The organism is Mesorhizobium sp. WSM4807, from assembly GCF_055811615.1.
This window is the reverse complement of the sequence record NZ_JBVVQY010000009.1, coordinates 19,274-31,735: the sequence shown is the minus strand read 5'-3', so window position 1 is coordinate 31,735 and position 12,462 is coordinate 19,274. Positions and strand designations below refer to the sequence as shown.

13 protein-coding genes are annotated in these 12,462 nt (G+C 62.5%); 6 read left to right on the top strand and 7 right to left on the bottom strand.

Going from position 1 to position 12,462, the window contains the following annotated elements:
* Positions 1-158 precede the first annotated feature (158 nt).
* From AC0L3N_RS13935 to msrB, 4 genes are all read left to right on the top strand, one after another.
* Positions 159-698 carry a sigma-70 family RNA polymerase sigma factor gene (locus AC0L3N_RS13935; protein ID WP_473548121.1) on the top strand — a complete coding sequence of 180 codons (540 nt, stop codon included), beginning with the start codon at positions 159-161 and terminating at the stop codon, positions 696-698.
* On the top strand, positions 695-1,393 hold the full coding sequence (locus tag AC0L3N_RS13930; RefSeq protein WP_473548303.1) for an anti-sigma factor: 699 nt from the start codon (positions 695-697) through the stop codon (positions 1,391-1,393). Before AC0L3N_RS13935 ends, AC0L3N_RS13930 begins: the two co-directional genes overlap by 4 nt.
* Before the next feature lie 220 nt (positions 1,394-1,613).
* On the top strand, positions 1,614-2,171 hold the full coding sequence (locus tag AC0L3N_RS13925) for a fasciclin domain-containing protein (protein WP_473548120.1): 558 nt from the start codon (positions 1,614-1,616) through the stop codon (positions 2,169-2,171).
* Between the two features lie 217 nt (positions 2,172-2,388).
* Entirely contained in the window at positions 2,389-2,889 is a 501-nt protein-coding gene (msrB, locus tag AC0L3N_RS13920; protein ID WP_473548119.1) for a peptide-methionine (R)-S-oxide reductase MsrB, read from the top strand.
* A gap of 170 nt (positions 2,890-3,059) precedes the next feature.
* Here the strand turns inward: msrB and AC0L3N_RS13915 are convergent, their stop codons facing one another.
* Both AC0L3N_RS13915 and AC0L3N_RS13910 read right to left on the bottom strand, forming a co-directional pair.
* Complete coding sequence (locus AC0L3N_RS13915; RefSeq protein WP_473548302.1) at positions 3,060-4,592, bottom strand: DHA2 family efflux MFS transporter permease subunit; 1,533 nt, start codon at positions 4,590-4,592, stop codon at positions 3,060-3,062.
* A gap of 82 nt (positions 4,593-4,674) precedes the next feature.
* Entirely contained in the window at positions 4,675-5,856 is a 1,182-nt protein-coding gene (locus AC0L3N_RS13910; protein WP_473548118.1) for an HlyD family secretion protein, read from the bottom strand.
* Between the two features lie 159 nt (positions 5,857-6,015).
* On the opposite strand from AC0L3N_RS13910, the gene AC0L3N_RS13905 reads away from it, so the two are divergent.
* Positions 6,016-6,735 carry a TetR/AcrR family transcriptional regulator gene (locus AC0L3N_RS13905; RefSeq protein ID WP_473488436.1) on the top strand — a complete coding sequence of 240 codons (720 nt, stop codon included), beginning with the start codon at positions 6,016-6,018 and terminating at the stop codon, positions 6,733-6,735.
* On the opposite strand, the gene yihA is transcribed toward AC0L3N_RS13905, so the two are convergent.
* The 5 genes from yihA to rpmH all read right to left on the bottom strand — a co-directional run bounded on the left by yihA (position 6,732) and on the right by rpmH (position 10,627).
* Positions 6,732-7,391 (bottom strand): ribosome biogenesis GTP-binding protein YihA/YsxC, encoded by a 660-nt coding sequence (gene yihA, locus AC0L3N_RS13900; RefSeq protein ID WP_473548117.1) that lies wholly within the window; start codon positions 7,389-7,391, stop codon positions 6,732-6,734. The two genes, AC0L3N_RS13905 and yihA, sit on opposite strands and share 4 nt — an antisense overlap.
* Positions 7,388-8,026, bottom strand: coding sequence for a CatB-related O-acetyltransferase (locus tag AC0L3N_RS13895; protein WP_473548115.1), 639 nt, complete (start codon positions 8,024-8,026; stop codon positions 7,388-7,390). Before AC0L3N_RS13895 ends, yihA begins: the two co-directional genes overlap by 4 nt.
* A gap of 259 nt (positions 8,027-8,285) precedes the next feature.
* On the bottom strand, positions 8,286-10,109 hold the full coding sequence (yidC, locus tag AC0L3N_RS13890) for a membrane protein insertase YidC (RefSeq protein ID WP_473548114.1): 1,824 nt from the start codon (positions 10,107-10,109) through the stop codon (positions 8,286-8,288).
* Positions 10,110-10,122: 13 nt separating this feature from the next.
* Positions 10,123-10,476, bottom strand: coding sequence for a ribonuclease P protein component (gene rnpA, locus AC0L3N_RS13885; protein ID WP_473488441.1), 354 nt, complete (start codon positions 10,474-10,476; stop codon positions 10,123-10,125).
* A 16-nt stretch (positions 10,477-10,492) separates the two neighbouring features.
* The gene (gene rpmH / locus AC0L3N_RS13880) at positions 10,493-10,627 is read right to left on the bottom strand and encodes a 50S ribosomal protein L34 (RefSeq protein WP_008833937.1); all 135 of its coding nucleotides are present in this window, start codon (positions 10,625-10,627) and stop codon (positions 10,493-10,495) included.
* A 301-nt stretch (positions 10,628-10,928) separates the two neighbouring features.
* Between rpmH and AC0L3N_RS13875 the strand changes: the two genes are divergently transcribed.
* A complete protein-coding gene (locus AC0L3N_RS13875) occupies positions 10,929-12,416 on the top strand; it encodes an ATP-binding protein (protein WP_473548112.1) in 1,488 nt (495 codons plus the stop codon).
* Positions 12,417-12,462: the final 46 nt, after the last annotated feature.

Genomic DNA, 12,462 nt, shown 5'->3' with positions numbered 1-12,462 from the left:
GCTAGAGCATCGGACCCAAAAGTGGAAACCGGTTTTGAGAAAATCCGATGCTCAAACAAAGTCGGCTCTTTTCTTGGCAATCGAAGTTCACGACGCTCTCGCTGCCCAGAACGCTTCCGCCGTTGCAAATAGATTGCAATCGCCTAATTTGACAGCCGATGACGCCGCAGGATATCAGCAATCTGATTGTCCGGACTTCGATGAAGGACCGGGCTGCGTTCGATCTGCTCTACCGGCAGACCAGCGCGAAACTTTTTGGCGTCTGCCTTCGTGTATTGAAGGACCGGGGAGAAGCAGAAGAGGCGCTGCAAGAGGTCTTCGTCAAGATATGGACGAAGGCGGATCGTTTCGCCGTCTCGGATCTAAGCCCGATTTCCTGGCTGGTGGCCATTGCGCGCAATCATGCGATCGACCGGATAAGGGCGCGGCGAGAGCCTGCCGCCTACATCGATGCCGCGCTGGACGTGGCCGATCCGGCGCCGGGACCGGAGGCTGCGGCTGTTGCGAGCGGTGAATCCGAGCGCATCTATCGTTGTCTCGATGAATTGGAAAAGGACCGGGCGGCGGCCGTCCGGGGCGCCTATCTGGACGGCGAAAGCTATGCCGAACTGGCCGCACGCCATGGCGTGCCGCTGAACACGATGCGGACCTGGCTGCGGCGCAGCCTGTTGAAGCTCAGAGAGTGTCTGGAAAGATGACGCCGGCAGAGGATAACGGACCGGAACCTGGGGGCGACGACCTGTTCGCCGCCGAATACGCTCTTGGCGTGCTTGACGCGGACGAACGCGAGATCGCGTCACGCCGCATCGACGCGGACGCCGCTTTCGCGCGCCTTGTCGATGCCTGGGAGGCGCATCTTTCGCCGATGGCCGCCGCCTATCCGGAGACAGAGCCCCCGATCAGGGTCAAGGAGGCGTTGGATCGCCGGCTGTTCGTTGCAGGGCCTCGCGCCGGTCTGTGGTCGAGCCTTGCCTTCTGGCGCGGCCTTGCCGCCGCTGCTGTCGCGGCGCTGGCGATCTATGTCGCCGTGCCGTACTTCAATCCGCCGGTCGAGCAGCCGCGGCTCATCGCCTCGCTGGCTGCCGACGGCAGCGACGTCAAATACCTTGCCGTCTATGACGCCGCCCATCGCGAGGTCGGCTTGTCGCATGTCTCCGGCGAGCGCGCCGCCGGCAAGGATTTCGAGCTGTGGATGATCGAGGGCAAGAACGCGCCGGTCTCGATGGGCGTCATCCCGGCCGGTCAGACCGCGCATATGACCATCTCCCCGGCCGTGCAGGAAAAACTTGCGCAGGGCGCCGTTCTTGCGGTCAGCCTTGAACCGGCCGGCGGTTCGCCGACCGGCCAGCCGACCGGCCCTGTGGTCGCTGCGGGCGATCTGAAGAGCATCTGATCGCCTCTGTCTGCCGACTTTTTGAGAAGATCTTTAATCTATCGCCTGTGGTGACGTTAGCTTGGAAGCATGCAGGCTGTAAGGTTCCTGCCCTGAAAATCATGCTCGCCGTTATAAAAAAATAAAATTTTCTCCTGAACGGGCGAAACTCGGGCATTTATCCCCCGTATCTCCTTGCGCCCCAAAAGAGGGGAAGAAATAAACTGAGGAGATAGAAATAATGCGTAAGTTCGCCACCCTTTTGCTTGCCGGAACGGTCGCCGTCTCCGCGCTCGCCACCGCCGCCTATGCCGAAAATCCGATGGTCGGCGGCGCCGCCATGTATGCCACCAAGAACATCGTCGAGAACGCCGTCAATTCGAAGGATCACACGACGCTGGTCGCGGTCGTCAAGGCCGGCGGTCTCGTCGACACGCTGCAAAGTGCCGGTCCCTTCACCGTATTCGCGCCGACCAACGAGGCCTTTGCAGCACTTCCGGCCGGCACCGTCGACACGCTGCTCAAGCCCGAAAACAAGGACAAGCTGGTCAAGATCCTGACCTGCCACGTCATCGGTGCCAAGGCGATGGCCGCCGACGTCGCCAAGATGGCCATGGACGATGGTGGCGCGCACAAGGTCAAGACGGTTGGCGGCTGCGAGCTGACGCTCAAGGCTGACGACGGCAAGGTCACCGCGACCGACGAGAACGGCAATGTCGCCAATGTGACGGTCGCCGATGTCGAGCAGTCGAACGGCGTCATCCACGTCATCGACAAGGTTCTCCTGCCGAAGATGTAACGAAGGGGTCGTCGCCAGCGAAGATATGGCTGAGGCTCCATGCCGAGTGCGCGGGTTTCCGCTTGCGTGACCCGCGCAATCGACAAGCGTACACTCCGCACCGTCCGCTCCAGGCGTGGGGCAGGTGCGGAGTGCCCGTTGTCGGGAGCTGGCCGTCACCAGCTTTTGATTTCCATGTGACGGTCGAATTTGGCAAAGGGACAGAGGAGGAATGGTGATGATCCGGCGCGACTTTCTTTGGAGCGGTGCCGCTGTGGCATTGTTGGCAGGCACGGCGGCAGCGCTGCGCATGGGTCGGCCGCAGGATGCACACGCGACCGAAACCTTCGAGGTCACCAAGACCGAGGCCGAGTGGCGCGCCATCCTGTCCGATGTGGCTTTCAATGTGCTGCGCAAGGAAGGCACCGAATATCCCGGCACCAGCCCGCTGCTCAACGAACACCGCAAGGGCATTTTCGCCTGCGCCGGCTGCGACCTGCCGCTCTATTCCTCCGAAACGAAGTTCGATTCCGGCACCGGCTGGCCGAGCTTCTGGCAGGAGATTCCCAACGCCGTCGGCATGACCGTGGACAGGTCCCTCGGCATGACCCGAACCGAAGTCCACTGCCGCCGCTGCGGCGGTCATCTCGGGCATGTCTTCGACGACGGCCCGCCGCCGACCGGCTTGCGTCATTGCATCAACGGCGTCGCCTTGACCTTCAAGCCGGCCACCGCCTGACCTAAAGCGCTCGCGTTTGACCGGCCTCACGCGACGCGCTTTAGGTTGTTGTCTTATGCATGTCGTTATCGCAAAACCGCTGTGCACCCGCGGGTCAAGCCCGAGGGCATGCTTTTGCGCGACATGCATTAGAGCGCCGCGCGTCTTTTTGGACGCGCAAAGTTGCGCAATCAGTGTCCGCCGCCTCCGCCCGCCGGCTCGGCCGGCCTGCGGATGACCATGGTGAAGATCGCCAGCGTGGCGAACAGCGCCGTCAAGAGATAGAACACGTCCATGAAGGACAGCAGCGAAGCCTGCTGCTGGACCATAGCAGACAGTTTGGAGATCGCCGCCTTGGACGCGTCCAGGCCGGCATTCTGCTGGAAGTCGAGCGTCATGTTCTGCAGCTTGGTCTGCGCCTCGGCACTGCCCCATTGCACATGCTCGGCCAGCCTTGCGTAGTGGAAGGCGTTGCGATCGATCAGCACGGTGTTGATGACGGCAAGGCCGACAGCGCCGCCGAGATTGCGGGTGAGGTTGAACAGGCCGGATGCGTTCTTCAGCCGGTCAGGCGCCAGCGTTCCCAGCGCGATGTTGTTGATCGGCACCATGCACAGCATCATCGAGGCGCCACGCAGGATCTGCGGCACCAAAAGTTCCCAGAAATCCCAGTCGGAGGTCAGATAGGTCATGCGCCAGGTGCCGGCAGCGAAGCCGAAGAAGCCGATCATCATCATCAGCCGCGGATCCATTTTGCGCGACAGGATGCCGGAAATCGGCGCGGTGGCGAACATCGCCAGCCCGCTGACGAACAATGCCTCGCCGATCATCAGGGAATCGTAGCCGCGGATACGCCCGAGGTACACCGGATAGAGATAGGTCAGGCCGTAGAGGCCGATGCCGACGACGAACGAGAACAGCGAGCCGAAAGCGAAGTTGACATTGGCGAAGGCTTTCAGGTCGACGATCGGCTCCTCTGCGGTGAAGGCGCGCCAGAAGAACAGCACCGCGCCGGCCGTCATCAGGATGGCGCAGACGAACACGGCCTGGTCCTGAAGCCAGTCGTTGTTGGGACCTTCCTCGAGCACATATTCCAGCGAGCCGAGGAAGGCCGCCATGCCGGCAAGGCCCCACCAGTCGAACTTGCGGAACAGGTTGAGATTGGGCTTGTCGAAGTCGATCAGCGACCACGCCGCGGCGGTCACCAGGATGCCGGGCACCACATTGATCAGGAACAGCCAGTGCCAGGACGTGGCATGGCTGATGTAGCCGCCGACGGTCGGGCCGATGGTAGGCGCCAGCGTCGCCACCAGGCCGATCATCGGCGACACCATGGCGCGACGCGACGGCGGGAAGATGGTGAAGGCGGCAGCGAAGACGCTTGGAATCATGCCGCCGCCGATGAAGCCCTGGATGGCGCGGTAGACAATCATCTGGTCGATGTTGGTGGCGGTCGCCGCCAGCGCGCTGGCCGCGGTGAAGCCAGCCGCGGAGACGGTGAACAGCACGCGCGTCGACAGCATCCGGCTGAGAAAACCGGACAGCGGGATCATGATGACTTCGGCGATCAGATAGGCGGTCTGCACCCACGGGATTTCGTCGGAACTGGCGCTCAAACCCGCCTGGATCTCGGCCAGCGAGGCCGAGACGATCTGGATGTCGAGGATCGCCATGAACATCCCGAACACCATCGCCAGGAATGCGATGATGCGGCGTGTGGGAATGGTATCAGGCGTAGCCGGCCTCGCCGGCGGCGATCCTGCTGTCAAGGTTGCGGTTGCCACGGCATTGCTCCCAAGCGGCCGCTCAGTTCGACGCGGCCGGTGCGGTGCGGCTGTCGACGGCGACTACGACGCTGAGGCCGGCGCGCAGCTTGCCTGTCTTCAGCACAGCCGCCGGCACGTCGATGCGAACCGGGACGCGCTGCACGACCTTGGTGAAATTGCCAGTGGCGTTTTCCGGCGGCAGCAGCGAGAACACCGCGCCGGATGCCGGCGCCAGCGACGACACCGTGCCTTCGAAATCCTGGCCGTCGATCGCGTCGACCGAAATCCTGACCTTTTCGCCAGGCACCAGGCCGGCAAGCTGGGTCTCCTTGAAATTGGCGACGATGTAGAGCTTGTCCATCGGCACGATGACGGCGAGCTTCTGTCCGGGGCTGATCAGGTCGCCTTGCTCGACCGAGCGGTTGCCGACGACACCGTCATAGGGCGCGCGCAGCACGGTGAAGGACAGGTCCCGCGCGGCCTTGTCCCGGGCAAGCTGCAGCGACGCCAGCGTGCTTGCCGTCTCCGCGCGCTGCGCCTGGAGCACACCGATATTGGCCTCAGCCGCCGCGATCTGGGCGTCGGCGCCTACAAGGGCGGCATTGGCCTGCTCGACCGCGGTCTGGGCATCATCCAGTTGAGCCTGGGTGCCGACATGCGTCTTGAGCAATTGGGCGGCGCGCGCTTGAACACGCGCCGCATTGGCGGCGGCGGCCTGGTCGGCGGTCTTCTGCGCCTGCGCCTGCTCGAGCGATGCGCGCGCCGCCTCGGTCTGGGCGTCGATCCGGTCGAGCGTCTTGCTCAAGGTGGCGATCTGCGCCTCGGCCTGGGCGACCGCTATTTTGTAGTCGCCATTGTCGACGACCAGCAGCGGCTCGCCGGCCTTGACCTGCTGGTTCTCGGTCACCTTGACCTGATCGACATAGCCGGAAATTTTCGGCGAGATGAACGCCATGTCGGCCTGGACATAGGCGTCGTCGGTTGAGATCATGAAGCGCCCGTCGGTCCAGTAATCGTAGCCGTACCAGGCGCCAGCGCCCAGCAATCCAAGCGCGATGATCGGCAACAGAAAGGAGCGTGCCGAACGCTTCTTTTTCGCCGGCGCCTCGGCCGGAGGACCTATTGCGGGCTCGGTCGGTGCGTTCGGCGCTTCGGTTGCTGGCGCGACCTTGGCGTTGGGGAATGGACGGACTTCGGCGGTGGGGGTCGCGTTCGAGGACATGGGATCTCTCTTGGCATTTCTCGGAAACTGGGCATCTCTCTGGAAAATCAGTCAGACTGAACCGTTCGGTTCGATGCGAACATTGACTTAGCGCGGAGAGAGGCCCATATCAAGTGCGATCGAACCGATCGGTTCGAATATTTTTCGAGGTGTGACGTTATGACCGAACCCGACAAGGACCAGTGCGAGCTGCTGGATGGCCTGCGTCGCGGCCGCCCGGCGGCGGGACAGGACCCGGTCAAGCGCAGCCAGATCATCGAAGGCGCGCGTCGTGTCTTCATCGACAAGGGCTTTGAAGCGGCGTCGATGAACGACATCACCCGCGAGGCCGGCGTTTCCAAGGGCACGATCTATGTCTACTTCGCCAATAAGGAAGAGCTGTTCGAAGCGCTGATCGAGGAAGAACGCGGCACGATCTTCAAGAACATGTACGATATGCTCGACCGCGCCGACGACCTTCGCGAGACGCTGGTGAAGTTCGGCAAGGTGCTGTCCCTCAAGATCACCTCGGCCAAGGTCATCCAGGCGCAGCGCACGGTAATCGGCGCGTCGGACAGGATTCCCGAACTTGGCGCGCGCTTTTACGAACGCGGCCCGAAACGCGGCCATGACAAGGTCGTTGCTTTTCTCAATGCCGCCATCGAGCGCGGCCTGCTCAAGATCGACGATGTCGATCTTGCCGCCTATCAGTTTACCGAACTGTGCCTGGCGGGCCTTTTCCGTCAGTGCATATTCGCCTACCGCACCAAAGCCCCGAGCCAGGATGAAATCGACCACATCGTCAGGTCGGGCGTCGGCATGTTCCTGAAGGCTTACGGCACCGAAAGGCTTGCCGCGGAAGAAAGCACCCAGACGATTGCCCTAGAGGCAAAGTCTTAGCCGCCATTGGCCGCCAGCACGATCGTCGCGCGCAATTCTTCGAGGCCCTCGTTCTTTTCCGACGACGTGGCGAGAACGAACGGAAACGCGGCCGGCCGCTTCTTGATCTTCTGCAGTGTCTCTTCGATCAGCCTCGGCACACCGGCCGCCTTGATCTTGTCGGTCTTGGTCAGCACGATCTGGTAGGACACCGCCGCCTTGTCGAGCAGCGACAGCACTTCGTCGTCCTTGGCCTTGATGCCATGGCGGGCGTCGATCAACACGTAGACCCGCTTCAGCGTGACGCGGCCCTTGAGATAGTCGAAGACGAGTTTCGTCCAGTCGTCGACCTTCTCCTTGGGCGCGGTGGCGTAGCCGTAGCCCGGCATGTCGACCAGCGCCATCGGCGGCAGATCGGCGCCTTCGCCGGAAAATCCGCCCGGAACGAAATAGTTGAGTTCCTGCGTCCGCCCCGGCGTATTTGATGTGCGCGCCAGTCCCTTCTGATTGACCAGCGCGTTGATCAGCGACGATTTGCCGACATTCGAGCGGCCGGCGAAGGCGATCTCAGGCGGCCCTTCAGGTGGCAGGAATTTCATTGCCGGCACGCCGCGGATGAAGATCCACGGCCGCGTGAACAGCTCTATGCCGATCACGGTCTTGTTCAACGCGTTCAAACCGCTGCCTCCAGAAGAGAAATATCGGCGCCACGAATGGCATTGAGATTGCGGCTGATCTTTTCCACCGGCCAATCCCACCACGCCGCCGCCAAAAGCCGCCGGATGGTCCTGTCGTCGAAGCGCATCTTCACCACCTTGGCCGCATTGCCGGCAACGATCGCATAGGGTGGCACGTCATGCGTCACCACCGATTTTGCCGCAACGATGGCGCCATGGCCGATCGTCACGCCGGGCAGGATCGCTGCTTCCATGCCGATCCATACATCATTGCCGATCACTGTGTCGCCGCGCAATTCTCTCGACCAGGTTGCGGGATCGAAACCCTCTTCCCAGCCATGACCGAAGATGTTGAACGGATAGGTCGAAAACCCGGACATGGCATGGTTGGCGCCATTCATGATGAAGCGCGCGCCCTCGGCGATGGCGCAGAACTTGCCGATGATCAGCCGGTCGCCGATGAATGGATAATGATGCAGCACGCACCGCTCGGCAAATTTGTCCGGCCCGTCCGGATCGTCATAATAGGTGAACTCGCCGATCTCGATATTCGGCGCTGTGGCCAGTCCCTTCAGGAAGCCGACGCGGGTATGCATCGGGATCGGGTGCTTGATGTTGGGGTTGGGTCCGATCATAGATGGCTCCATCGACGAAAATACAGGCAAGGTCAAAATAGCGGGATCCGCCCGGCAGCACCAACCGCGTGCGCAGCGGATCATCCTTACCTGTTCATCGACGGAGCGCTCCTGAAACGACAGCGAGCTTATAGGGATGTGTCGCGGCGGCGTCTACCGCCGGGCCGACTGGTTTCGCCGTTCGCCGGCGGCTCGGCTTGTCCCAACAAAAAAAGCCCCGGTCCGGGGCTTTTCTGGATTCGCAAAAAGGCAGCGCCGGCTATTCCGCCGGTGACGGTTTCTTCCGGAACAGCGCGACCAGATTGTCCCACAACTCGATCTTGGCGCCCTGTCGCTTCATGATCACGCCTTGCTGGATGATCGAAAGCAGATTGTTCCAGGCCCAGTAGATGACGAGGCCGGCCGGAAAACCCGCCATCATGAAAGTGAAGACCACCGGCATCCAGGTGAAGATCATGGCCTGCGTCGGGTCGGGCGGCGTCGGGTTCATGCGCATCTGCAGGAACATGGTCAGGCCCATGATCAGCGGCCAGACGCCGATCATCAACATATCCGGCAGCGCGATCGGAATGAGGCCGAACAGGTTGAAGATCGAGGTCGGGTCGGGCGCCGCCAGATCCTGGATCCAGCCAAAGAACGGTGCGTGCCGCATCTCGATGGTGATGTAGAGCACCTTGTAGAGCGCAAAGAAGACCGGGATCTGCAGCGCCACCGGCCAGCAGCCGGCGAGCGGATTGATCTTCTCGGTCTTGTAGAGCTCCATCATCGCCTGTTGCTGCTTCATTTTGTCGTCCGCGTATTTCTCGCGGATCTCGAGCATCTTGGGCTGCACCTTCTTCATGTTCGCCATCGACGCGTAGGACTTGTTGGCGAGCGGATAGAAGACGGCTTTGACGACGACGGTGGTGGCCAGGATGGCGAGGCCGAAATTGCCGAAGAATTTGTACATCGTGTCGATCAGATAGAACATCGGCTTGGTGATCCAGATGAACCATCCCCAGTCGATCAAACGGTCGAACAGCCTGATGTTGCGGTCTTCTGCATAGGCGTTGACCTTGGCGACTTCCTTGGCGCCGGCGAAGATTTCGGTCTCGACCGTCGCCGACTGGCCGGCATCAATGGTGATCGGGTCGGTGAGGAAGTCGGCCTGGTAGCGCGGGCGGCCGTCCTCGAAATAGGCGTAACGCGGCTGGAACGGCTGCTTCTCGGTCGGCACCAGCGTCACCGCCCAGTATTTGTCGGTGATGCCCAGCCAGCCATCGGTCGACTTGCCCGGCGTAAACTGCTTATCCTCCTCGACCGCCGCATATTTGTGTTCCTGCAGGCCTTCCGTGCCGGTCACGCCGATCAGCCCCTCATGCAGCACATAGATACTGGCAACGGCAGGCTTGTCGAAGCGGGTGACACGACCGTAATTCGACAGGGTAACGGCGGCCGCCCCCGAATTCTGCACCGTGTCCGTGACCGTGAACATGTAGTCGCTGTCGACGGAGAAGGTGCGCTTGAAGGTCAGGCCCTTGTCGTTGGTGAAGCTCAGCGTGACCGGGGTCGCCGGAGTCAGCGTTGCATTGCCGTCGACGGTCCACACGGTTTCCGGACCCGGCACCGTGCCGGTCTTGTCGCTGCCGACAAAGCCGATCTCGGCATAGTAGCCCGTAGGCAGCGCTGCCGGATTGAGCAGTTCGATCTCGGGCGAGTTCTTGTCGACCGTCAGCGTGTAGTGCTTGAGCTTGAGGTCGTCGAGACGGGCGCCGGTGAGGTTGATCGAACCCTCCAGGCTCGGCGTGTCGATCCTGACGCGCTTGGTCGACGCCAGCGCCTGCTCGCGGCCGGCCGGCGTTGTGCCGTCGGTTCCCGGTGCATTGGGTGCATTAGGAATGGCGCCTTGCTTCGGCACCGGCGTTTCGCTGCCACCCGGACTGGTGCCTTGAGCCGCCTTCTTCTGCTCCGCTAGCCGCTGCTCTTCGATACGGGCCGCCTCGCGTTGCGCCTCGCTGTGCGGCAGCACGTAAAAATACTGCCAAAGCGACAGGATCAGCACCGACAGCGCGATGGTGATGAAGAAGTTCCGGTTGTTTTCCATCGAAAGCCTTGGCCTATCGTGTTCCGCGCAGTCGGCGGGAGAGTTCGGCCTTCAACTGGCCGAACGGAATGGTAAGCACATCTTCGCGCCCGACGATGACATAGTCATTGCCAGGCTTCATGTCACCCGCGGCATGCGTGCGCACGGCTTCTCTCAGTCGCCGCCGGATGCGGTTGCGGGCGACTGCGTTGCCGACCTTCTTGGTGACCGTGTAGCCGACGCGAGGCGCCTCTGCGTCGCTGCGGTCCAGAACCTCGACGAGAAAAAGCCGCCCGCGGCGTTTTTCGCCACGCCGGACGGCCAGGAATTCCGCGCGCTTCAGAAGCCGCTTGGGATGTGCTCCCACTGGCTTGCCGGTTGCGGGCAACGATCTCGTCTTCCGTTCAGGCGCTGAGCCGCTTGCGACCGCGGTTGCGGCGGGCTGCGACGACGCCACGACCACCCTTGGTGGCCATGCGAGCACGGAAGCCGTGCCGGCGTTTGCGGACGAGTTTGGACGGTTGGTAGGTACGCTTCATTTGTTTTAATACCGCGGGGTGCGGCCCTTCTTGATTCTGTCACTCTGTAACAGGAGCTTTGCCCGGCCGGTTTTGGCGCGATCGAAACCGCGCCGGGACGAATGGCCCGAGCGTGAGCGGGCTTATAGAAAGAAGGGTTTTGGAAGTCAATCCGGCGCCGACATCCGGCACCGTCAGGCCGATGGCTGAAGTGATGGCCGAAGTCTTGGTGGTCTTATCCCGTATTGGGACGAAGGATGAAATTGGCAAAAAAGCCGCAATGGCCTAATCTCGCTCGATCAAGTGATCGTGAAGAAGCAGCATGAGTGAAATCCCATCCGCGGAGGAAAGGACCGATCGGGCGACCGCGGCCGCCCGGAGGGTGCCGTTGTCGCGTGGATTGTCGACAAAGCTCCTGCTGCTCACCATCGTATTCGTGCTCCTGGCCGAGGTCCTTATCTTTCTGCCTTGGATCGCCAGCTACCGGCTGAGTTGGCTGAAGGAGAGGCTGAGCACCGCCGCGGCCGTCTCGATCGTGCTGGTGCAGGGAGAACCCGCCTCGCTGTCCCGCGCCGCCCAGAACGATGTGCTGATGGCGATCGGCGCCAAGGCGATCGCCGTGCGCGACGGGGGTGTCTCGCGGCTTCTGGTCGTGGCCGAGATGCCGCCGCAGGTCGACGAGCATATCGACATCGCCAATGTCGGCCTGTTCGAGGGCATGACCGGCGCTTTGGACACGCTGTTTTTTGGCGGCGAGCGGATGCTGCGCGTTTTCGGCCCGGTCGGCGACAGCGACAAGGAATTCGAGCTGATCATGCCCGACTACGGCCTGCGCAATGCCATGCTCATCTATTCGCGCAACGTCGCCTTCGTCTCGCTGCTGATCTCGCTGTTCACCGCCATGCTGGTCTATGCCGCCATAGACCTGATCATGATCGGCCCGATCCGGACGATGACGCGCTCGATGCTGGCCTTTTCCGAGGCGCCGGACGACCCCGGACGGATCATCCACCCTGCCGCCCGCGCCGACGAGATCGGGGTTGCAGAGCGTGAGCTCTCGCAGATGCAGGAGCGGCTGCAAAAGATGCTCTCCGAGCAGAAGCATCTCGCCGACCTTGGCCTCGCCGTGTCGAAGATCAACCATGACATGCGCAACATCCTGGCGTCGGCGCAGCTGATGTCGGACCGTCTGCGCCAGGTCAAGGACCCGACCGTGCAGGCCTTCGCGCCGAAACTGCTGCGGGCGCTCGATCGTGCCGTATCCTATTCGGAAGGTGTGCTCGCCTATGGCCGCACCCAGGAGCCGCCGCCCTCGCGCCGCAGGCTCAGGCTACGCCAGCTGGTCGATGACGTCCACGGCCTGCTCGACACCGAAGGCGGCATCGAATTCGTCAATGCCGTCGATTCGGCCTTCGAGGTGGATGCCGATTCCGATCAGCTCTTTCGCGTGCTCACCAATCTTTGCCGCAACGCCGTGCAGGCAATGGCGGCGGACGCGGAAAGTGCGGTGGTGCGCCGGCTGGAGGTGTCGGCCGAGCGCGTCGGCAGCGTCAGCCGCATCACCGTCACCGACACCGGCCCCGGCCTGCCGCCGAAGGCGCGCGAGAACCTGTTCGCGGCGTTCCGCGGCTCGGCCCGCAGCGGCGGCACCGGCCTTGGCCTGGCGATCGCCTATGAACTGATCCGCGCCCATGGCGGCACGGTGGAGCTGGTCGAAAGCAGAGGCGGCCGCACCACATTCGCGGTTACCATTCCGGACCAGCCGGTCCGGCTCGACCAGGCCCGCAACGGCCTGCGCCGCCCGGCCTGATCCTGCCCCGCCCGATCCTCGTCAAGGCACGAACAACAAAACTTTT